Here is a 21,667-nt window from a genome sequence, read left to right as displayed (position 1 = left end):
AAGGAAAATGTATGAAAGTTCATAGCTTGTTAAAATCATTAAATGCGATTGACGAAGAAATGATTGCAGAAGCAGATCGTTTTGCAGTAAAGCGAAGGGAGCAATTGAAAAGCAGACAGCATATTTTTGTGACAGAAGTGACAGCTGTGGCAGCTATTGCAATTGCGGTAGCAGGCGTTTTTTTCTTCTCGTTGCAGCCAGGTCACACACCGCAAAGGCAGTCAGGTCAAAATGGAGTTCTGCTGGAAGATACGCAGACAAAAACAACTGCAAAAGCAGATGAAGAGATGAAAACAACGGCAGAAGAGACACAAGAGCTTTTGAAGATTGCATTGGCACCTGCGGCGTATACACAGGATATAGTCGAGTATATAAAGGCAATATCTAATGAATGGACAGAGCATTTTGAAACGTATAGCCAAACGGAGTACATAGATGACGCTGAGTTTTTTATCATGGAGCCATTCCAAACATGGAATAAGACACCATCTGGAGAAACCTGTTCAGAGGGGTATGTACTTCCAGTTGTATATGAGAATCAGGTGATTTGTACGGTAATGCTGTATCAGGTCGATCATAGTTGGCATTACTCATTATCTAATGATTTGTGCAAAGAGCTAAATGAGCTAATAAACTATTCAGGGCAAGCCAGAATCGTGTATGAGTTTGACGATAATGGAACCTATATACAAACTGCACTTTTGTATGACGAAAACGGAAATGATGCAAAAAGTATCACCGTGTTGTTGACCCTGACAGCTGGGGATGAACTCAGTTCATCTCGCTAGTCAGCTGCCTATTGTCCAAAAACGATTTCTGTGTTAGTATGGTTGTAGACTTAAAAGCCATGGAGGACATTTGACTTCATGGAATATGCTTCGTGAACTATTTGACTATTGAATGACCGAGGATTCCCGCACCAGTTTTCTAAAGTAAAAAATAAGTAGATAAATTACTCTCTCAATTATAAAAAATAATTTGTCTATTTACGGGAATTAAAAAGATTGATATACTATAAGTAGACAATGTGGTCATGAGTAGTTAATTAATTCGAAATGGAGGATAATTTGTATGAAAAAAAGACTTCCAACATTAATTTGTGTAATGCTATTTTTGTGTCAAAATAGTTTGTACGTGATGGCAGAAGCAGCTTCAGTAATTCGAACAGAAAATAAGAAGACAACAAAAGAGCAAGAAACATCAAGTGAAAATGATGAGGAACAGGACGTACTTTGGATTCCGGCAGTTTATCAAGGAATCAATACTGAGTTTGGAACGTATTATGCATATGAAACGAATTTAATTTTTGAAATATCTGATGAAGAAAAAAATCTGATTGCAACAGATTTAATGTGCGAATATATGAATGGCAGATATTATTTAATCTATGATGATAAGGTTTTGTATTATTCAGTAGAAGCAGATGGAATGCATAAGATTATGGCATATGATGAAAAAACCGGAATGATAAAAGAGATTTATTCTGAACCATATAAAGATTCTGCTGCTGAAGATCTTGTTACACCGAATTATTTGTATCTGCTTGGAAAATATAGTGATTATTTAGTGTTTATGGATCAATCATATGAACAGAATTTGCAAGAAGAAAGCGGATTCCTTGTGATTTTGAATCTCAAAGACAAAGAAGAAATAAGAGTAAGAAGTTCTTATTATATGGAAGGAGCATATATTCAGGCAGCTTGCGATAAATTGATTACATCAACTTCTGATGGCGGATATTCAAATCTTTATATGATTGACATGAAAACAGGAGAAATTGAAACAATTAGCGAAAAATGTCGGTCAACCAGTGGGGATTATATAAAAGGAACAGATGTTTATTATTTGGAAAAAAGAAACGGGGAAGATCAGATATATTATCTTGTCTGCTATGATTTACAGAAAGAAAAAGAAGACTGGAGTATTGAATTAGCAGGAGAATGGTATGAACAGAATGGATGTTTTTGGGGAAATGATCTTCAAGAAAATACATATATTATAACCTATGATGGCGTACAATATCCATATGATGGAGAATGCAAGAGTTTAAATCGAGTGGATGGACAGTATGTAGATTGCACATCAGATGGAAAAATAAGAAAATTAAATGAGGAAACAGGTGAATGGGAAGAGTGGATTGACTGTCCCCAGTGGCTTAATTTTGATCAGAGATAAAAAATGTACTTGACAGATCTAAATTGAATTGTATAATTGTATACAATGATACAAATTCATCACGGTAACGTGGCAGAATGGTATACAGAAAAAGTGCTGTAACAGATGCACTGCAAATGAGGAGCAACAGAGGAGGACGACACTATGAAGGCAAATAAGACAATTAATCTGAGCACCAAAACCAACCTGCTAGAACAGGATCTGTATGAGTACAAGCTGCAGGATGTCAGCCAGCCGGAGCTGTTTAGGGAGATTTTCCCATATAACGAGGTTCCGAAGGTATCCTACAACTATCGCCATGTACCGATGGATATGCCGGAACACATTTACATCACTGACACCTCTTTTCGTGACGGTCAGCAGTCACGCGAGCCATATACCACACAGCAGATGGTAGATTTGTATAAAATGCTTCATCGCCTCGGTGGTCCAAATGGTATTGTGCGTCAGACTGAGTTTTTTGTTTACTCAAAGAAGGACCGTGATGCGTTAGAGCGCTGTATGGAGCTTGGATATGAGTTCCCGGAGATCACAACGTGGATTCGAGCAACAAAGAGTGATTTTGAACTGGTAAAAAATATTGGTATTCGTGAGACAGGTATCCTTGTTAGCTGCTCTGATTATCATATCTTTAAGAAAATGAATTTGACAAGAAAGCAGGCAATGGAAAAGTATCTGGGTGTTATTTCAGACGCGATTGAGGCTGGTCTTCATCCAAGATGCCACTTTGAAGATATCACAAGAGCTGACTATTATGGATTTGTTGTTCCGTTTGCTACTGAGTTGATGAAATTGTCAAAGGACAGTGGTGTTCCGATTAAGATTCGTGCCTGCGATACCATGGGTTATGGAATTTCCTATCCAGGTGTTTCACTTCCGCGAAGCGTGCCGGGAATCATCTATGGCTTAAAGCATTATGCCGGTGTGCCAAGTGATATGTTGGAGTGGCATGGACATAATGATTTTTACAAGGGTGTTGTCAATGCATCTACCGCATGGCTGTATGGTGCAGGCGCAGTAAACTGTTCTCTGCTTGGAATTGGTGAGCGTACCGGAAATGTGCCGCTTGAAGCAATGGTATTTGAATATGCGTCATTACGCGGTGATTTTGATGGAATGAATCCGACTGTAATCACAGAGATTGCGGAATATCTTGAGAAAGAGACCGGTTATGAAACACCGCCGATGACACCATTTGTTGGAAGAAACTTCAACCTGACAAGAGCAGGTATTCATGCCGATGGTATCATGAAGGATCCAGAAATTTATAACATCTTTGATACCGAGCTGATCTTGAATCGTCCGCCGATGGTTGCTATCAGCAACACTTCTGGTCTGGCAGGTATTGCCGTATGGATCAACCAGTATTATGGTTTAAAGGGTGCAGAGGCAATTGATAAGAAGAACGAAGGCGTTGTAACGATCAAGGAGCTGATTGATCAGGAATATGCAAATGGACGTATTACTGTTATCAGTGAGACAGAGATGATTCGTTATGCAGAACAGTATGTATTCCACAGAGACGTGGATTATGAAGATAAATAAGAAGGAGACAAAAGGGTATGCAGCAGAGTGGAGATCCGCTTCGCATTCAAGTATTTAATACGCTGGAGGATGCGATTTTAAACGGAAGCTACAAGGAAGGAGATAGCTTAAATGAGCTGAGGCTTTCAAAGAGTCTGGGTGTGAGCCGTACTCCTGTGCGGGAAGCTCTGATGCAGCTCGAGCTTGAGGGACTTGTCAAAAACATCCCCAATAAAGGGGCAGTCGTAGTTGGTGTTTCAGAGCAGGATGTAGAGGACATTTACGAGATTCGTATTAGAACTGAGGGATTGGCCGCACGTCTTTGCGCCGAAAAGATCACAGATGAAGAACTCGAAGAGCTTGAGCAGTGTATGGCACTTCAGGAATATTATTTAAAAAAGCAAGACAGTGCAAAAGAAATGGGCGAGTTAGACGGTGAGTTTCATCGAATTATCTTCGCTGCATCAAAGAGCCGTCCGCTCCAAAATGTGCTGACAAGCTTTCATAACTATATCAGGCGCGCTCGTGCCGTCTCTGTCTGTGTGACGGGACGTGCCGAGGAATCTGTTTCTGAGCATCGCGCGATATTAGAGGCGATCACAAAGCATGATGGGGAGCTTGCAGAAAAGCTTACGGCAGAGCACATTAAGAATGCAAGAGACAACATTGCTACAACAGTTCACACGTCCTGTGAACCGTAGTTCGCTTAACAAAACAAAAATCCCTTTGACAGACCGAAGGCAACACAGTATAATAAATATGTTTTGGGAATGAAGTTCTCCCATTGATACATTCCTTGTATCACAAACCGCTGGTTAAGGCTGATGACTTCTGCGAATTTCGCAGGGATTGTCAGCCTTTTTTGTTCAACAGTTCAAGCGTTACGTTGAATTCAGATAAATCTCATGCTTGCATGAAGATTTGATGAATTGATGTGCGTCCCTTGAACGGTCAAAACTTATGCAAGAAAAAGGAGAAAAAAGATGTTACAAAGTATCGCATTAATGCTGCTGCTCGGAATGACACTCGGGTGGTTGTGCAAAAAAGTAAGGCTGCCAGGACTGGTAGGTATGATTGCCACAGGTATGATTCTAGGTCCATATGGACTGGGCTGGCTGGATTCATCCATTCTTGATATTTCATCACAGCTGCGTCGGATTGCATTGATCATCATCTTGCTTAGAGCTGGATTATCTTTAAATCTGGAGGATTTGAAAAAAGCAGGGCGCCCAGCTATTCTGATGTGTTTTGTTCCGGCTTGCTTTGAGGTGACAGGAATGATTATTCTGGCACCGATTCTTCTTGGTGTATCACGTCTGGACGCTGCAATCATGGGTGCTGTCGTGGGCGCTGTATCACCAGCTGTCATTGTACCGCGCATGATTAAGCTGACAGAAGAAGGCTGGGGCACGAAAAAGTCTATTCCGCAGCTGATTCTTGCAGGCGCGTCAGTTGATGATGTTTTTGTCATTGTGCTGTTCTCAGCGTTTACAGGAATTGCGCTTGGTGATGGTGTATCAGCGGCAAGTTTTATAAAAGTGCCATTTTCAGTACTGTTTGGAGGAGTGGCAGGATTTGCAGTAGGTTACGTACTTTCGCTGTATTTTGAGCGAATTCATATTCGCGATACTGCAAAGGTCATGATTTTGCTTAGTATTTCATTCTTGCTTGTAACAGCAGAGGATCGCTTTGGCGAGACTGTTCCATTTTCTGGATTGTTAGCTGTCATGGGTATGGGAATCGCATTAAAAAGAAAGCGTGCTGTTGTAGCAGTACGTCTGTCATCGAAATTTAATAAGCTGTGGGTCATGGCAGAGATCATGCTGTTTGTTCTTGTCGGAGCAACTGTTGATCTTCATTATGCTGCATCTGCAGGTATTGCCGCTGTTGTTCTAATCTTAGGTGTTCTAATATTCCGAATGGCTGGTGTGTGGTGCTGTATGTTAGGAACAAATCTTAATAAAAAAGAGCGTATTTTCTGTATGTTCGCTTATATGCCAAAGGCAACAGTACAGGCAGCTATAGGCGGCATGCCGCTTGCAATGGGACTTTCCTGCGGAAATATCGTTCTTACAGTAGCAGTGCTGTCGATTCTTATTACAGCTCCGCTGGGGGCATTTCTAATTGATGCGACTTACAGAAAACTGCTATAAACCACCGGGACAGGAACGGCGGTTCATTATCTGTCCCGGGTGGCTCATCTGATTCTGATACGCTCGTTAAAAACTAGACACAGCATACTTGACCTTATCACGGTATACCGATATAATGGCGGTAAAGGAAGGTGATTTATATAGAAGAAACTGTTGATGAAGAATTTTATGAGGTGAAAAGTATTGGATAATAAAAAGGTTCAGACATTAGATGGGGAAATTATGCTGGTGCAGGAAGTACCCTGTCAGGTAAAATTAAATGATCATCAGTGGACAGTTGCTTTTTCGTATCATAAAGAGCCAGTATCTTTAAAAATATGTAAAGAAGATGCTTTGCCAGAGTGTTTCATTCGGACGATTATTCAATGGGCAGTAGAGGAATATCTGGAAGAACGGAGGTTTGAAGAAATATGCCAGTCTATGAATTGATGAGAAAAGACCAACGTGTTACTGTCTTAGCGGTAAATAAAACGGGTGGAATTGAAAAATGTGACTATAAAAATATAAATCAGGAAATAGCACCATTACAGGAACGAATTTGTAGTGATTGGATTGAACGTTGGTGGAATAAACGAGCAGTTCCTCTTAATCAGGGAAAAATTAGAGAAATTCTGGAACAGCATGGAGTATCCTGTCCAGAAGCATATTTGGTAAAGAATCTGGGTCTGAGTTTAACAGATTTTTATTGGATTCGTCCACTTGAATCTGGATTGACATGGAAAATGGTCAGTCTATATCAGAATGAGTTCCGTGGAAATTTAGAAATTGCAGGCAAAAGGGCGTCTGTATCCAACGGCAGCACGTTGATGTATACGCCAGATAGTACGTTGCAGGGGGCATTGGAAAAAAGCTGGATCTTGCTTGATCATGAGCGCTATCTGTTAAAAGGAAATCGTGATGCCTACTCAACGGAAAGCATCAATGAAGTATTTGCTTCACAATTGCACAGGATGCAGGAATACGATAACTATGCATCTTATGAACTGATGAAGATCAAGGGGGCAAAGTACGATTATGGTTGCTATGTAAAAGCCTTTACCAGTGAGCAAAAGGAATTAGTGTCGGCTTATGCAGTAGTGACATCCGAAAAGCAACGAAATGATTGCTCAACATATGAGCATTTCATTCAGGTTTGCGGAAAACATGGAATTGATACGATTCAGCTTCGGCATGACTTAGAATATCAAATAATGACGGATTTTATTCTTTCCAATGTAGATCGGCATTTCAATAATGTTGGTGTGCTGCGTGATGCGGAAAGCTTACAGTTTTTGCGTATGGCACCAATTTTTGACAGTGGAAAGTCGTTATTTGTTTCAGAGCCAATTCCAGCACAAGAGGAACTGAGAAAAATTAAAACAGCGAGTTTTGCCGGAACAGAATTGGGACTGCTTAAATATGTAAAGGATCGTTCGATTGTAGACGCTGCAAAGCTTCCGTCAGCGGAGTTACTTTGGCAGCTTTATCAAAAAGATAGCCGAATGGACGAAGCAAGGGCAAAGCTGGTCTGTGATAGGTACGAAAAGAAAATAGAGCTATTTCAGAGATGGCAACAAGGTCAAGATTTAAATCCGAGGAGATTTTATAAAAACTGCAGGACGGTTCAAATACAGAAACAAAAAGAGAAAGGTTTTGAATGAGTATGGATATACAAGAGAATCCGACAAAAGTACCGTTATCCGAAAATGCAATTCTGCATCAGTCTGGTGTTAGTTTTTTTCGCATATTTACAGCATATAGAAAAGAAAAAAAGATTCGCACGGAAAAAATCGTATCGGGAGTGATAAGTCGGCGGGCATTTTTGGATATTGAAAAAGGAAAAAGTGTGCTTTCAAGAGAAAACTGGAAATTTTTGATGCATCGTATAGGAATTGTTACAGATTATTTTGAAACAGTTGTATCAAGGAAAGAGCTGAAAGACTGGAGATGCAGAGAAGATATTTGTCTGTCTGTGTGTGAAGATTGCAAGAAGGCAAAAAAGCTATTAGAGGAATATAGAAATTCGCATATAAAGATGTCTAACATAGAGAGACAGTTTTGCTTAAAGATTGAATGGCTACTTTCACGAAATGAAAAAAGTGACGAGGAACTTTATAAGTTAAGTAAGGATGCTGTTTGCTGCACAGTACAAGAAGATTGGAAAGAAAATTTGTCCGTACTTTATGTGGGTCCAGAGGAATTAGAAGCCATGTTGTTAGTTGTTTGGTCCCTTTTAAAGAAAAATGAGCTGATGGATGCATTTAGATTATTTGACCAAATACAAAGATATCCTAAGATACACAATTGGGAACCTCGCATGAGAGAAATGATCTGTGCGCAGATTGCTTTAATTGGAATAAAACTGTATGAAAGAATGCAGAAAATTGATATTGGATATAAGATTGGAATGGAATCTTTGGAATTATTGCGTCAGCAGAGCAGTCAGCGGTACGCATATCCGTTACTGGCAGAGTTAGTGCGTATTGGAATAATGTTAGAAAAAGAGAAATCTGAGGAACTTCTGCAGTTTCAGAAATTTCAAAAAGCATTTGAGATAGTGTATGAAGAAAATAAAATTCCGTATATGCGAGTATGGCAGTGTGGAAGTATAGAAAATAGCTACGATGTTGGAATGGTATTAAAAAGAATGCGGATGGCACAGGAAAAGACACAGGAAGAAGTATGCATAGATGAAAAAGGTTTTTCGTTTTTAAATGTACGTCAGCTATCTCGTATAGAAAAAGGGGAAAATCGACCATCTACAGAGAATTTTCAATTTCTGACCCGTAAGATGGGACGAGAACTTGATTGGATTATGCCGATGCTTGAAACAGATTCGATAGAAGTTTTATCGATGAGACAAGACATTATTTACGCTATTGGTATGCGTCAATGGAAAAAGGCTCAAAATATATTGGAACAATTAAAAACTAAAATAGGGGCAGAAGATTATAAAGAACCGCAAATACAGCAGGAGATTCAGTTTATAGAGGCCATGTATGAATTGGAAGCTAACAGGATTACTGCGTGTGAAGCTGAAAAAGAATACTACGAAGCATTATCCTATACTTTTGAACTTTCATGGCTTTCACTCGAAGAGCTTCCATTTATTAGAAGTGAAGAGGGGATTATTATTAGTAATATAGCAGATATTTATCATGATATGGGAAATCTGAAAAAATCGGAAGAACTTTTTGAAAAATTGAGTTCGGTTTATCAAAAAAAACAAATATTTTTGAAGATAAATTCTTCTGCTAGTGCTATTATTTTGGGACAATATTCACGCTTGTTAGGAGATATAATGAATTACGAAAAGGCACTTTATATTGATAGCGTGAATCTTAAATATGAATTAAATGATTTTAATTTAATTCACATTGAAAATTTGTTATATAACCAAGCGTGGGCTTATTATGAAATTGACAGAGAACAAAATAATCAAAAAATCCAGAGAAAGTTTTGGGCTGCGCAGCGTTTTGCAGAATTTAATAGAAAAGAAGAGCTAATAAATTTACTGAAAATGCGAGAAAATAAATATCTGAAAGACGATTAATGTTTGTTGGGAGCTATATCAGATAATGGCTTCAATGGTACATTTTCATCGGAACCTGATTCAATCTCAGTTTCGGACTCAGTGATTGTTTCTTCGATGGTGTAGTTTTTTTCCTTTGAAGAAGCTGTGTCCGCATAACTAATAGATAAAGTAGTAATTGATGCGGCAGTAAGACAAATTAGTGGGATAAATAATTTTTTTTTCATGGTTAAGTACCTCCTGAAGTTAAATTGTTGTGTGATGAAAGTGATTTTATAATATAAAACAAAAAAAGTAAACAGACAAATCACTTCCAAAAAAAATGGAAGTGATTTGTCTGTTTACGAAAAGGACTTTTGTATGATATAAAAACAGAAAAAAGGAGATAAAGCTATGGAAACAAAGAAAACATTAATAAGCATAATCGTTCCTGTATATAATACTGAAAAATATATTGAACGTTGCTTGGATTCTATTATGAAACAGGACGATCCTAATTTTGAGGTTATATTAGTGAACGATGGATCGACTGATGAATCTGGAATAATTATCCAGAAGTATAAAGAAAAATATAAAAATATTTCTTACATAAAGCAAGAAAACAAAGGTGTAGGAGCTGCAAGAAATGCAGGTATCAAGGTTGCTAAAGGGGATTATATTAGTTTTGTTGATAGTGATGATTTGATTATGGAGGATTATTGTAGTCATTTATTGAGCATAATTGGTGATGCAGATATTGCTGTTGCGGGCAGAGAAAAATATATTGATAATGTTTACGATAAGTCAAAAACACCTTCTCAGGTTATAACTGTAAGTGGAATGGAAGCCTTGAAATTTCAAATGCTTGGAAAGTATAATACAAGACCAGCATGGGGGAAGCTTTATAAAAGAAATATAGTGGAAGATGTTTCTTTTGTAGAAGACTGTATTTTTGAAGAGGTACGGTATTCGGCTGAAACATTTTTGAAGGCAGAAAAAGTTATATTTGCAAATAAAGATTTATATTCATATAGAATAAGGCCCAATTCAATTATGACATCTAATGAGCAAAAAAGAGTAAAAGAATTAGCAATAGCACTCATATATGTATATAAAATTCTGCTTGAAGATGGAAGATATTGTGAATGCAAAAGAGAATTTGAAATGTGGTTAGCTCATACAATTATTCAAAATACTCAGATATATTGTGAACAGGTCGTGGATACTAAAGTTTTTAAGAAGTATGTAGGTGAACTAGTAAAGTTATATTATAAAGGGGGTATTTAATGGAAGGGAAAAATGAGGTAATATGTGAACGAATTAGCGTAATCGTTCCGATATATAATACTGAGAAGTATCTTGCAAGGTGTATTGAAAGTATTTTATGTCAGACCTATACCAATTTGGAGATCATTCTTGTGGATGATGGATCAACTGATAAATCTGGCGATATTTGTGATTTTTACGCTCGAAAAGACAATAGAGTAAAGGTGGTACATAAAGAAAATGGCGGAGCTGCTGCAGCAAGAAATTTTGCTTTAAATATGGTGACAGGACAATATATTGGATTTGTAGATAGTGATGATACAGTAGAAAAGGATTTTTTTGAGTTATTATATGACTTGATATGTCAATATGATGCTGATATATCCATGGTAGCATATAGAGAAATAGAAATGGGTGAAAAAATTGCCAAACTAAAAGATAAATCCTTAATTGTAATGAATCAGAAGCAAGCAGTTAAAGAATTACTGTTTGATAGGAAAATTCAAAACTATGTGTGGAATAAATTATATAAAAGAAAATTATTTCAGGGTGTATATTTTCCAATCGGAGTAATATACGAGGATATTAGTGTAATGTATGATTTGATTAGAAAAATAGAAAAATTAGTGTACTTGCCTGAAAGTAAATATAATTATTATATTCGTAAAGATAGTATTGTTAATACAAATTCTCATCAAAAAAGAGTAGATGAGCTGGATTCAGTAATCAAGCGATATAAAGATGCGAAACGCGATTTTCCAGAGCTAGAACAGGAAAATGCGTATGCACTGGTGATGTGGATGATACGTGTATATAGTTACACAGTGAAGGAAAATGATCCGAATGATACATTTATAAAAGAGCAGTATGAACTTTTTCAGTCAGAGTCGCAGAAGTATCTTTGCTATATCCTCACGAATTTAAAACCATTCAAGCGCATGATTTTACTTGCAATGCTGTGGGACTTAGAAAAGGGAAAGGAAGTCGTAAGGATGGATGGTGAGTTACATGAGTAAAGAGAAAATTGAAATGAAAACGAATGGCACATACACATTCACTTCTAACGCTTTATGGCACTGGAAGGAGCAGTTTAGGCGTGAGCCGCGCATGGCGACAGCGGTGATTGCCCTCTCTATAATTGCCGTGGTGCTTCCACTTTTAAATGCGAGACTTCCCAAGCAGGTGCTTTGTGGGTTGGAGGAGCATATTGAATTAAAGCAGCTTGTGCTGCAGGTAGGTATATTGATTCTTATTTTGGCAGCAGGAAACATGATAAAAAGTGCACTCGATGCCTACATAAAACGTATGCAGGGACCATTTGAGGATGATTTTAATCTGCGTATGTTAAAGAAAAGACTGTACGTAGATTATGATGTGTTAGAAAGCAAAAAATTTAATGACGATGCACATGCAGTATTTGACTCGCTGTATCGAAATAATTCCGTCCTGCGTGATGGCTCCATGATCTGGCAGCGTTTTTTGACTGCTGCAGCAGGACTTGTTTTATACAGCGCGATTTTAATGAGACAAAGCATTGTGGCTGTACTTCTTGTATGGGTACCTGCACTATTGATTTTAGGTTTAAAGGAGCGTGCGGCAGCGTATGACAGACAACTTCGCCCCAAAGCAGATAAGGCAAGCCGAAAGATGAAATATGTGGAGGAATGCGCCTGTGATTTAGCTGGCGGCAAGGACATTCGCATGTATGATCTTGCTGGGTGGCTGACTGCCATTTTCCATAGAGAACAGGAGACAGCTGACGGCTACGTGAAGCATTGGGAGAACGGCTATTTTGCAGTTAATATCTGCGATGCAGTTTTTTGCTTTATACGTGATTTTGGAATTTATCTTTATTTTATTTGGAAAATTATAAACGGCGATATGGCAGTTTCAGATTTTGTCTGGTATACAGCGATTGCAGCAAGCTGTCAAGAGGCATGCAGCGCACTTCTTGACAGCAGAGAAAAACTGGGACGGCTAAGCTTTGACTATTCGCGTCTTCGTCAGTTTCTGTACTCATGGGAAAAATCAGCTTTTCGTGGAACTATTTCTAAAAAAGACAACAGTATCAATGAAAAATCAGAAATAAAAGACAAGGCAGTGCATAAATTAGCAGGCGATGCAGTTGAAATTCGTCTGGAGCACGTAGGCTTCACCTATCCGGGAAGTACAAAACCTACCATAAAGGATATCAATGTCACGCTGCGCCAAGGTGAACGAATCGCACTTGTCGGTCTGAATGGTGCTGGTAAATCAACGCTTGTAAAGCTTCTTTGTGGACTGTATCGTCCAACGCAGGGAACGATTTTTATCAATGGAAGACCACAGGAAGAATATAGTAAAGAGGAATATTTTTCATTGCTTGCCGTTGTCTTTCAGGACGTAAAGCTTCTGCCTATGACTATTGCTCAGAATGTGGCATCCGATGTTGGAACAAACATTGACCGTGAGCGGGTGCGCGAATGTTTAAAGCTTTCCGGACTATGGCAAAAAGTTAGCAGCTTACCTAAAAAAGAAGATACACCGCTTGGCGCTAGTATTCTTGATGATGGAATCGCACTTTCCGGAGGAGAAAACCAGAAGCTTTGGATGGCACGTGCGCTCTATAAAAATGCACCGATGCTTCTTTTAGATGAACCGACAGCAGCACTCGACCCATTAGCCGAGCAGCAGATTTATCAGAAATATATGGAGATGGTGGAAGGACGAACATCATTATTTATTTCACATCGACTGGCAAGCACGCGTTTTTGTGACCGTATTTTGCTGTTAGAGGATGGTACGATCATTGAGCAGGGAACACATGATGAGCTGATTCGCTTAAATGGCCGTTATGCGCAGTTGTTTGAGATACAGGGAAAATATTATCGGGTAAACAAAGATGGTGCAGAGGAGGCGTGTGCATGAAGATGAAAAAGTCACAGTTTCGCGAGGATGCGGTAACGTATATTCAAATGATCCACCTTCTAAATGAATACAATCCGGGATGGAAGATCATTCTGATTGGTGTCTTGCTGGAAGGCATTTTCCCATTTATTGCAATTTTTCTCTCATCAATGCTGCTAGATGCACTCTATGCTGGACGTTCCATGCAGGAAATGGCACTGCTTGTTCTTGCAGGAACAGGCGCGAGCTTTGTCACAGCAATTCTTCGTCATCTTGTCACAAAAAAGAAAAATATTATGTGGTGGGGCATGCAGCATCGAATGACAGAACCCATCATGACAAAAACAATGCAGATGGATTATGAGCAGATCGGGGATGAGCGCGTGCGTACTCTTCGGGCACGCCAGGATGAGTACCGAAAGCGTGAGAAGGATGTGTTTGAGCGTTTTTTGACACAGCTTGAAATTCTTTTGACATCGGCAGTTCGTATGGCGGCAGCAATTATTACAATCGGTCCATTTTTTGCAAAACAGTTTTCAAAGACAGCTGGGACACAGGAAACGCTGTTTCGAATCATAGCAATAGCGGCACTGTTTGCTGTGTTGTATCTGAATCGTCGTTCTGTATTAGAGCAAGGCAAACGCCGTTTGGCAATCCACAATGAGCATGAAGATGAGAATCGTTTAAACAGCTATATGATGAATGAAGTTGTATTGTCCCAAAAGGCAGGAAAGGATATTCGAATTTTTCATCAGGAGCCGATGATGGAACATTACGGTGATCAGATGAATGCAAACTGGAGACGCATGACGCTTCAATATGCCAAGAATGATGTGTGTCATTTTGGGTTACAGGGAATGCTTTCCTCGTGTGTAGGCGGAATCATCTATCTGTATGTGGCGTTCTGTGCATACGGTGGGATGATTACAATCGGAAATGTCGTGCGTTATGCAGGTGCTGTGCAGCAGTTCATTCAGGGAATGACTGATTTGTTTGCAGGCTGGAGCAGACTGCATCATGACAGAATGCAGATGGATGAGTATCTTGAGTACATGGGTCTGCAAAATAAGATGAAAAAGGCGTCTCGCCCTGTTAGTTTGACTGATATGGAAAATCCGGAAGTTGAGTTTGTAGATGTATCTTTTCGATATCCAGGGACAGAACAATATGTGCTGCGCGACGTCAATGTAAAGATAAGTGCCAGAGAAAGTACGGCATTTGTAGGGCTGAATGGCTCAGGAAAAACTACATTTATTAAGCTTTTATGCAGGCTTTATGACCCAACTAAAGGACATATTCTCTTAAATGGAGTGGATATCAGGGAGTACGAAGAGGCACAGTATCGCAAGCTGTTTGCAGTTGTCTTTCAGGATTTTAAAATTTTTTCATTCAGATTTGGGGAGAACATTGCGGCAGGAGAAAAGGTAGATGAGGAGCGTGCGATGGATGCCATTCGCCGTGTGGATCTGATGCGCCTATATAATAAGATGCCAGACGGTTTAAATACTATGCTGAATAGAGATTTTTCTGAAACTGGCATGGAAATCTCAGGTGGCGAGGCACAGAAAACAGCGATGGCACGCGCTATTTATAAGGATGCGCCATTTGTTATTCTCGATGAGCCGACAGCGGCACTAGACCCGATTGCCGAGAGCGAGATTTACAGCGATTTTCATCGGATTGTGCAGGATAAAACAGCTCTGTTTATATCGCACCGTTTGTCTGCATGCCGATTCTCAAAGGATATAATTGTATTTTGCGATGGCAGGATTGTGCAGCAGGGAAACCACGAGATGCTGATCGGTAAAGAAGGGCTGTATCGCCAGATGTGGAATGCGCAGGCACAGTACTACGAATAAAAACGACTGAATCAGGTGAAAAACTTTTATTTACGGTGCCTGAATTGACGTAATGTTAATCTCGTGATATACTCCTACCGAAAGTTAGAAAACACTAATTAAAGTTTGGCATATGGAGGAAATTATGAGAATCAAAAAAGCACTTTTTCTTGGCACACTTTGTACAGCAGTTTCCGGTATGAGTTTGTTTGCGCAAGCAGGCGTTTCTTACGCAAAGAGCGCAGAGAAAACGACTGAGGCTGCAAGCAGCGAGGAGGCAGAATCCGAGGAGGAGACTAGTGAGGAGGTCACCTACCCAATTACCATTGAGCATGCATTTGGTGAGACTGTAATTGAGAGCAAACCAGAGCGTATTGCAACAATCGGTTGGGAAAATCAGGATACTCCACTTGCACTTGGCGTTGCACCAGTTGGTGTTTCAGCAGCAAACTACGGAATGGTAACAGATAACAATTTGCATCCATGGACAGATGAAGCATTTGCAGATCTTGGCGTAGAAAAGCCAGTTGTTTTTGATGATGTAGACGGACTTGATTTCGAGCAGATCAGCGATTGCAATCCAGATGTCATTTTGGCAGCATATTCTGGTATGACTCAGGAAGACTATGATACCTTAAGCCAGATCGCACCTGTTATTCCATACAAGGAGAAGGCTTGGCAGACAAGCTGGAGAGAGCAGACTATCGAGAATGCCGAGGGTATGGGCATGAAGCCGGAAGGCGAGAAGAAGGTAAAGGAAGTGGAGGATTTAATTGCAGAAAAGCTGGAAGAGTATCCACAGCTTGAAGGAATTCCAACTGCATTTTGTTGGATCAGTGCAGATGATTTCAGCACATTTTATGTATATCTTCCGACCGATCCGAGAGCAGCATATCTGTTAGATCTTGGTCTTACACTTCCAGAGAGTGTACAGAAGCTTGCTGGCGAGACGGATGATTTTAATATCACAGTGAGTCGTGAGAATGCGGATCAGCTTGATGATATTCAGCTTATGGTTGTTTACGGAGATGAGGATCTGTTGAAGTCTTTACAGGAGGATAAGTTAATGAGTCAGATTCCGGCAATCAAAAACGGTGCAGTTGCATTGGTTGACAGTACCTCTGCACTTGCAGGCGCTTCCACTCCGTCCATTCTTTCGATCCCGTATGAGATTGACGAGTATCTTCAGTTACTTTCTGATGCAGCGGAGAATATCAAATGAGAGACAGACGGTTCCTATTAACAGCAGCTGCTTCTATCATGCTTTTGCTGTTTTGTGTACTGGCATCGATAGCCTGCGGATCAAAATCCGTGGGCTTTCCCACTGTTATTCGAAGTCTTTTTCATTTGGGCGAGGAGACATTTGAAAACAATGTTGTGCAGGCGAGAATCCCAAGAACTGTGTTTGGCATTTTAGCAGGAGCATCGCTTAGCGTATCAGGCGCACTGATGCAGGCAGTGACAAGAAATCCGATTGCGGATCCAAGTATTTTAGGAGTCAATACGGGGGCTTCCCTTTTTGTTGTATGCGGAATCGCTTTTTTTCATATTAGTAAGGGCAGTCAGTATATTTGGCTGGCTTTTGCCGGCGCAGCTTTAACGGCAGTTTTAGTTTATGGATTGGCGTCCATCGGCGGAAATGGCGCTACACCGATTAAGCTGGCACTTGCAGGAGCGGCAGCAGGAACGGCGCTGCAGTCGCTTGTAAATACTGTTATGCTGCCTAGTACGCAGGTAATGGATCAATTTCGTTTTTGGCAGACAGGAAGCGTAGGTGGTGCAAACTGGGCAGATATTCGTCTTCTTTGCCCATATTTTATTGTAGGCTTTGTGGTTAGTATCTGCATGGCAGCACCTTTAAATACGTTAGCGCTTGGTGATGAAGCAGCGACAGGTCTTGGACTTAATGTGCCGCTTACAAGGGCACTTGCATCACTTGCAGGCGTGCTTCTTTGTGCATCGACAACGGCACTGGCTGGGCCAATCAGCTTTGTCGGTCTGATGGTGCCGCATTTGTTTCGCATGGTGCTTGGACCAGACATGAAAAAGATTCTTCCAATGTCAGCGATTGGCGGTGCAATACTTCTTTTGTTTGCTGACACGATGGGACGAATCTTAGGAAGACCAGGCGAGCTTGAGTCTGGAATAGTCACGGCACTTATTGGAGCACCTGTATTTATCATTATTATAAGAAAGGCAAAGGTAAAGTCACTGTGAAAAAGAATTTTGATTTCTCTTCAATGTCGGCTGTGGAGGCAGGATATCGCAGACGTCAGAGAAAAAGCACAGTGATTACACTTGTGCTTGCTGTACTCGTGCTTATGCTTGCTGCATTTATGATGCTTTACGGAAATACCATATATACTCCAAGACAAGTGTGGGATGCGCTAAATGAAGTAGAAGGCAGTGCTGTCTTTACGGTAAAGACGCTTCGTCTTCCGAGAATGTTGACAGCAATTTTGGCAGGCTTTGCGTTTGGTATGGCAGGAAATACATTCCAGCAGCTGCTTGGCAATCCGCTTGCCAGTCCGGATATCATAGGAGTTACATCTGGTGCGAGTGTTGCAGCCGTGTTTGGCATTCTTGTTTTAAAGCTTCCTGGCAGTGTTGTTTCACTGCTTGCAGTAGCATCTGGTCTTCTTGTTTCCTGTTTGATTTATCTTTTGGCACAAGGCGGCGGTTTTTCAAATGCACGTTTGATTTTGACAGGAATTGGTATGCAGGCATTTTTGAATGCAATTGTTTCATGGCTGCTTCTTAAGGCATCTGAGTATGATGTGGCAAGTGCGCTTCGCTGGCTGTCTGGCAGCTTAAATGGTGTTAAGCTGGAAAATGTATCTTTACTTGCTGTTGTTGTGATCGCTGCATCATGTATGATCTTTTTGTTAGATAAGCAGTTAGCAATGCTTCAAATGGGCGAAAGCCATGCAGTCACACTTGGCGTTAAGTCAAAGATGGTTCGTTTGGCACTCATTTTGCTTTCTCTTCTTCTTGTTGCATTTGCCACATCTGTTACTGGTCCTATTGCATCAGTAGCATTTCTGGCAGGACCGATTGCGGCACGTCTTTGCGGAGGCGGACGTACTAATATGCTTGCATCTGCACTTGTTGGAAGTGTTCTCGTGCTTGCATCGGATTTGATTGGTCAGTTTGCACTGCCATCGCGCTATCCGGTTGGTGTTGTTACAGGTATTCTTGGCGCACCATATCTGATTTTTTTGCTGCTTCGCATGAACAAAAAGAGTGAGACTGTGTGAGGGGACACTTCGTAAGGCAGTCAGCTTGAAAACAAAAAGAGGTAAAGGATTATGAAAAATATAGAACTTGCAGCAGATGCTCTCTTTGCAGGCTATGATGGAAAAACAATAGTTTCTGATGTTAGCATAACAATTCCGCAAAATAAGATCAGTGTCATTCTGGGAGCAAACGGATGTGGAAAATCTACTTTATTAAAGACTTTTGCGAAACTTTTAAAGCCAGAGCAGGGAAGCATTCTCTTAGATGGAAAAAGCATTTTTTACATTCCATCAAAGCAGATGGCACAAACGCTTGGACTTCTTCCGCAGTCACCAGTTGTCCCAGAAGGCATTAAGGTGACGGATCTTGTCGCAAGAGGACGCTTTCCGTATCGAAAGCTTTTGGGTGGTCTGCAAAAAGAAGATTTTGCAGCAGTAGAAGAGGCACTTGAGATGATGGGCATTACCGAGCTTGCAGACGCTTGTGTGGATGAACTTTCCGGCGGACAGCGTCAGCGTGTGTGGATTGCACTTGCGCTTGCACAGCAGACTGATATTTTGCTGCTTGATGAACCAACCACATATCTTGATATTGCTTATCAGGTTGAAATATTAGATCTTTTGATGGAATTGAATAAGAAACGAGGCACGACAATTTTGATGGTTCTTCATGATATTAATTTGTCTGCACGCTATGCTGATCATATTTTTGCCATGAGCAAGGGAAAACTTATCGCGCAGGGGGCACCATCAAAGGTTATTTCAAGAGAACTGATGAAAGAAATTTATGGTTTGGATTGTCAGATTATAGAGGATCCTATATCAGGTACACCATTGATTGTGCCTGAGGGACGCTATCATAAAGAGGCACAAAACGAAAAATCATTCTGTGCCTGAGAAATAGGAGCGAAACTTCCTTGGGGTAGTTTGGCTCCATTTTTTAAACATTGTTCTAAAAGCGGCAGGACTCTGGTAGCCTGTCAGCTTTGCGATTTCATCAACAGTTTTGTCGGTGTTTTTCAATAAAGAAGCTGCTTTTGTCATGCGAATCTGATTGGCGTAATCCCAGATCGTCTGCTGGTAAAGCTGCTGAAAGCCAGCCTTTAATTTTTGTTCTCCAATACCAAGTGTCTGGCTTAGCGCATAGATCGTAACAAAAGAATCGGCCTTTTCGCGCATAAGATCATGCGCTGCAACTATTTTTTTATAATCATCAGGCCGAATGAGAATTTGACGTTTTCCAACGAAGATGCGTTCCGACATTACATCAGTGCCAGTGAAGAAAAATTGTTTGAAGTCTGGGCGTATTAAAAGGGCAGTAAAGGAAGTGCTAAGAGCAAGCAAAAGCGCTGGTGTCATGGAACGTGATTCGAGCAAGCTTTGCACCTGTAAAATCAGGTCAGTCAGTTCCTTTGGGAGATGAATGTGGCGGACATTTTTGATCAAAAAGTCAAGAGAATCCTCAGAAGCACCTAAATATGGCAAAATTTTATGTTTCAAATAGTTGGTCTCAATTGAAATTTCCACTCCTTTAAAATGCTGTCCCTTTTTCCAACAGTTGATACCACCTCTTGCCTGCTCAATCGCAAGAAATGGCGATGGAATAGCAGACTGTTCCATACGATTTTCAACGAGAGAGTAGGTGATGCCCTCGTAAATAATACCAGCATGAAGATATTCAGTATTATATTGAAATTCAACAAGAAAATCCTCTGGGATGGTGTAATCACCGATTCCAAACTGAATGGAGTCCATGCGACCATAGGTATAGATAGAGCCAATCTGATCGTTTGCCCAATCATTTTCAGGCAAAGAAGCAGACCGGCGCTTTAGACCAATCTGTTTGTAAAAAATGGTTTGATACGAATCTGGATCCTTTGCCTGATGGTAGATCATTTTCCTAAATTTCCTTCCTTAAAGTGCTTTCTGCACAGAGCAATATACTTATCATTGGCGCCTAGTACCACCTGGGCGCCTTCTTTTATAATACCGTGATCATCGTAGCGGGCATTGCAGGTTGCTTTTTTGCCGCACCAGCAGATCGTTTTGATTTCCTTGATTTCATCAGCAATTTCCATCAAGCGGCGGCTGCTGGGGAAAAATTTATTCTGAAAATCAGCTCTTAGTCCGTAGCATAAGACAGGAATCTGCCAGGTATCTACGATATCAGAAAATAAATCAATTTGCTCTGGAGAAGCAAACTGTGCTTCATCAACGATAATCGCATTGTAATTTAATACACAGTCTGGATTTTTCGTAAACTCATCCAGAAATTCGTCAATCAGGCGGCATGTGTTTGAAAGACCAATTCTTGAAGAAACGGTGTGAATGCCATCTCTAGTGTCAGTAGCCGGTTTTAAAATCAGAGCGTGCTGCCCTCGTTCTTCGTAATTATATGCAACCATAAGTGCATTAGCGGTTTTAGAGGAGCCCATTGCTCCATAGTTAAATACAAGCTTAGCCATGTCTTTAGTTCCCTTCATAATATGCTGCTCCTAACTATACTCTGTTTTGCACGTGTGGTCAAGGGGAGAAGGGCTTTGATGTAAATATGTTACAGTTCATGGATAAGCCAATATTGCGGCCAAGCCCGAAGGTGAATGGATTTCACGAGCCGGACACTTGGAGCAGGTCTTTCAAAGTAATGTATGATAAGAAAGAACATAAAAGGAACCTGCGGAGTTTGGTCCGGCGACGAAACCATTGCACCTAAGGGCATTCGTAACATGACGCATGAACTGTAATGTGTGTATTGGCTTTTCCCAAACCTACCGAAAATATCACTTGTAACTTCTGCCCAAATTCGATATACTTTACACAGAAGAAACAGCATCTGCAAGTGCTGTTTGTATCGCATCATAAGGAGGAAGTATTATGGAACTTTTATTACTTGAGCCGGTGTTTAAGCAGATGATTTGGGGCGGAAGCCGTTTAAAAGATGATTTTGGCTATGACATTCCGGGAGATAATACAGGAGAGTGCTGGGCAATCAGTGCTCATCCGCACGGAGACTGTACAATTAAGAATACCGAGTATAAGGGAAAGACATTAAGCTGGCTGTGGGAAAATCACAGAGAATTATTTGGCAATGTACAGGGA

20 protein-coding genes and 1 riboswitch are annotated in these 21,667 nt (G+C 40.5%); of the genes, 17 read left to right on the top strand and 3 right to left on the bottom strand.

Going from position 1 to position 21,667, the window contains the following annotated elements; all coding sequences use genetic code 11:
- Window positions 1-11 precede the first annotated feature (11 nt).
- The 8 genes from WJP93_RS09790 (at window position 12) to WJP93_RS09755 (ending at window position 9,384) form a co-directional block, all read left to right on the top strand.
- Window positions 12-788: a hypothetical protein gene (locus WJP93_RS09790; protein ID WP_227100641.1), complete on the top strand. Its 777-nt coding sequence runs from the start codon at window positions 12-14 to the stop codon at window positions 786-788.
- 283 nt (window positions 789-1,071) lie between these two features.
- Window positions 1,072-2,175, top strand: a complete 1,104-nt coding sequence (locus WJP93_RS09785; RefSeq protein ID WP_227100642.1) for a hypothetical protein — start codon at window positions 1,072-1,074, stop codon at window positions 2,173-2,175.
- Window positions 2,176-2,319: 144 nt separating this feature from the next.
- Window positions 2,320-3,720 (top strand): 2-isopropylmalate synthase, encoded by a 1,401-nt coding sequence (locus WJP93_RS09780; RefSeq protein ID WP_066558140.1) that lies wholly within the window; start codon window positions 2,320-2,322, stop codon window positions 3,718-3,720.
- A gap of 17 nt (window positions 3,721-3,737) precedes the next feature.
- Window positions 3,738-4,400, top strand: coding sequence for a GntR family transcriptional regulator (locus WJP93_RS09775; RefSeq protein ID WP_337548016.1), 663 nt, complete (start codon window positions 3,738-3,740; stop codon window positions 4,398-4,400).
- Window positions 4,401-4,456: 56 nt separating this feature from the next.
- A riboswitch (Fluoride riboswitch) is annotated at window positions 4,457-4,540 on the top strand.
- Window positions 4,541-4,682: 142 nt separating this feature from the next.
- On the top strand, window positions 4,683-5,852 hold the full coding sequence (locus WJP93_RS09770) for a cation:proton antiporter (protein WP_337548013.1): 1,170 nt from the start codon (window positions 4,683-4,685) through the stop codon (window positions 5,850-5,852).
- Window positions 5,853-6,035: 183 nt separating this feature from the next.
- Window positions 6,036-6,281, top strand: coding sequence for a hypothetical protein (locus tag WJP93_RS09765; protein WP_066558132.1), 246 nt, complete (start codon window positions 6,036-6,038; stop codon window positions 6,279-6,281).
- Window positions 6,263-7,492 carry a hypothetical protein gene (locus tag WJP93_RS09760; RefSeq protein ID WP_066558131.1) on the top strand — a complete coding sequence of 410 codons (1,230 nt, stop codon included), beginning with the start codon at window positions 6,263-6,265 and terminating at the stop codon, window positions 7,490-7,492. The genes WJP93_RS09765 and WJP93_RS09760 overlap by 19 nt, the downstream gene beginning before the upstream one ends.
- A 2-nt stretch (window positions 7,493-7,494) precedes the next feature.
- Window positions 7,495-9,384 carry a helix-turn-helix transcriptional regulator gene (locus WJP93_RS09755; protein WP_156500747.1) on the top strand — a complete coding sequence of 630 codons (1,890 nt, stop codon included), beginning with the start codon at window positions 7,495-7,497 and terminating at the stop codon, window positions 9,382-9,384.
- On the opposite strand, the gene WJP93_RS09750 is transcribed toward WJP93_RS09755, so the two are convergent.
- A complete protein-coding gene (locus WJP93_RS09750; protein ID WP_066558128.1) occupies window positions 9,381-9,590 on the bottom strand; it encodes a hypothetical protein in 210 nt (69 codons plus the stop codon). The genes WJP93_RS09755 and WJP93_RS09750 overlap by 4 nt on opposite strands.
- 166 nt (window positions 9,591-9,756) lie before the next feature.
- Between WJP93_RS09750 and WJP93_RS09745 the strand changes: the two genes are divergently transcribed.
- From WJP93_RS09745 to WJP93_RS09710, 8 genes are all read left to right on the top strand, one after another.
- Window positions 9,757-10,629 carry a glycosyltransferase gene (locus tag WJP93_RS09745; protein WP_337548008.1) on the top strand — a complete coding sequence of 291 codons (873 nt, stop codon included), beginning with the start codon at window positions 9,757-9,759 and terminating at the stop codon, window positions 10,627-10,629.
- Entirely contained in the window at window positions 10,629-11,624 is a 996-nt protein-coding gene (locus tag WJP93_RS09740; RefSeq protein ID WP_066558124.1) for a glycosyltransferase, read from the top strand. The genes WJP93_RS09745 and WJP93_RS09740 overlap by 1 nt, the downstream gene beginning before the upstream one ends.
- A complete protein-coding gene (locus WJP93_RS09735; RefSeq protein ID WP_337548006.1) occupies window positions 11,617-13,515 on the top strand; it encodes an ABC transporter ATP-binding protein in 1,899 nt (632 codons plus the stop codon). Before WJP93_RS09740 ends, WJP93_RS09735 begins: the two co-directional genes overlap by 8 nt.
- Window positions 13,512-15,353, top strand: a complete 1,842-nt coding sequence (locus WJP93_RS09730) for an ABC transporter ATP-binding protein (protein WP_066558119.1) — start codon at window positions 13,512-13,514, stop codon at window positions 15,351-15,353. Before WJP93_RS09735 ends, WJP93_RS09730 begins: the two co-directional genes overlap by 4 nt.
- A gap of 124 nt (window positions 15,354-15,477) precedes the next feature.
- A complete protein-coding gene (locus tag WJP93_RS09725; protein WP_227100650.1) occupies window positions 15,478-16,554 on the top strand; it encodes an iron-siderophore ABC transporter substrate-binding protein in 1,077 nt (358 codons plus the stop codon).
- A complete protein-coding gene (locus tag WJP93_RS09720) occupies window positions 16,551-17,549 on the top strand; it encodes an iron ABC transporter permease (protein WP_337548004.1) in 999 nt (332 codons plus the stop codon). The genes WJP93_RS09725 and WJP93_RS09720 overlap by 4 nt, the downstream gene beginning before the upstream one ends.
- Window positions 17,546-18,589, top strand: coding sequence for an iron ABC transporter permease (locus WJP93_RS09715; protein ID WP_337548002.1), 1,044 nt, complete (start codon window positions 17,546-17,548; stop codon window positions 18,587-18,589). Before WJP93_RS09720 ends, WJP93_RS09715 begins: the two co-directional genes overlap by 4 nt.
- A gap of 51 nt (window positions 18,590-18,640) precedes the next feature.
- Entirely contained in the window at window positions 18,641-19,465 is an 825-nt protein-coding gene (locus WJP93_RS09710) for an ABC transporter ATP-binding protein (protein WP_337548000.1), read from the top strand.
- Here WJP93_RS09710 and WJP93_RS09705 read toward each other — a convergent pair.
- Both WJP93_RS09705 and WJP93_RS09700 read right to left on the bottom strand, forming a co-directional pair.
- The gene (locus WJP93_RS09705) at window positions 19,451-20,464 is read right to left on the bottom strand and encodes an AraC family transcriptional regulator (RefSeq protein ID WP_337547997.1); all 1,014 of its coding nucleotides are present in this window, start codon (window positions 20,462-20,464) and stop codon (window positions 19,451-19,453) included. The two genes, WJP93_RS09710 and WJP93_RS09705, sit on opposite strands and share 15 nt — an antisense overlap.
- Window positions 20,461-21,051, bottom strand: coding sequence for a thymidine kinase (locus WJP93_RS09700; RefSeq protein ID WP_337547996.1), 591 nt, complete (start codon window positions 21,049-21,051; stop codon window positions 20,461-20,463). Before WJP93_RS09700 ends, WJP93_RS09705 begins: the two co-directional genes overlap by 4 nt.
- Before the next feature lie 388 nt (window positions 21,052-21,439).
- Between WJP93_RS09700 and WJP93_RS09695 the strand changes: the two genes are divergently transcribed.
- The coding region (locus WJP93_RS09695) for a type I phosphomannose isomerase catalytic subunit (protein WP_337548026.1) at window positions 21,440-21,667 on the top strand (228 nt) is incomplete at its 3' end.

The sequence above is a fragment of the Anthropogastromicrobium sp. genome (assembly GCF_037349415.1).
Lineage (GTDB): Bacteria > Bacillota > Clostridia > Lachnospirales > Lachnospiraceae > Anthropogastromicrobium > Anthropogastromicrobium aceti.
Note: the sequence above shows the minus strand (reverse complement) of the source record. Positions and strands in the feature narration are given on the sequence as shown.

Coding starts and splice junctions, on each gene's coding strand:
- WJP93_RS09790 (WP_227100641.1), top strand. CDS start 12: ATGAAAGTTCATAGCTTGTTAAAATCATTAAATGCGATTGACGAAGAA.
- WJP93_RS09785 (WP_227100642.1), top strand. CDS start 1,072: ATGAAAAAAAGACTTCCAACATTAATTTGTGTAATGCTATTTTTGTGT.
- WJP93_RS09780 (WP_066558140.1), top strand. CDS start 2,320: ATGAAGGCAAATAAGACAATTAATCTGAGCACCAAAACCAACCTGCTA.
- WJP93_RS09775 (WP_337548016.1), top strand. CDS start 3,738: ATGCAGCAGAGTGGAGATCCGCTTCGCATTCAAGTATTTAATACGCTG.
- WJP93_RS09770 (WP_337548013.1), top strand. CDS start 4,683: ATGTTACAAAGTATCGCATTAATGCTGCTGCTCGGAATGACACTCGGG.
- WJP93_RS09760 (WP_066558131.1), top strand. CDS start 6,263: ATGCCAGTCTATGAATTGATGAGAAAAGACCAACGTGTTACTGTCTTA.
- WJP93_RS09755 (WP_156500747.1), top strand. CDS start 7,495: ATGGATATACAAGAGAATCCGACAAAAGTACCGTTATCCGAAAATGCA.
- WJP93_RS09750 (WP_066558128.1), bottom strand. CDS start 9,590: ATGAAAAAAAAATTATTTATCCCACTAATTTGTCTTACTGCCGCATCA.
- WJP93_RS09745 (WP_337548008.1), top strand. CDS start 9,757: ATGGAAACAAAGAAAACATTAATAAGCATAATCGTTCCTGTATATAAT.
- WJP93_RS09740 (WP_066558124.1), top strand. CDS start 10,629: ATGGAAGGGAAAAATGAGGTAATATGTGAACGAATTAGCGTAATCGTT.
- WJP93_RS09735 (WP_337548006.1), top strand. CDS start 11,617: ATGAGTAAAGAGAAAATTGAAATGAAAACGAATGGCACATACACATTC.
- WJP93_RS09730 (WP_066558119.1), top strand. CDS start 13,512: ATGAAGATGAAAAAGTCACAGTTTCGCGAGGATGCGGTAACGTATATT.
- WJP93_RS09725 (WP_227100650.1), top strand. CDS start 15,478: ATGAGAATCAAAAAAGCACTTTTTCTTGGCACACTTTGTACAGCAGTT.
- WJP93_RS09720 (WP_337548004.1), top strand. CDS start 16,551: ATGAGAGACAGACGGTTCCTATTAACAGCAGCTGCTTCTATCATGCTT.
- WJP93_RS09710 (WP_337548000.1), top strand. CDS start 18,641: ATGAAAAATATAGAACTTGCAGCAGATGCTCTCTTTGCAGGCTATGAT.
- WJP93_RS09705 (WP_337547997.1), bottom strand. CDS start 20,464: ATGATCTACCATCAGGCAAAGGATCCAGATTCGTATCAAACCATTTTT.
- WJP93_RS09700 (WP_337547996.1), bottom strand. CDS start 21,051: ATGAAGGGAACTAAAGACATGGCTAAGCTTGTATTTAACTATGGAGCA.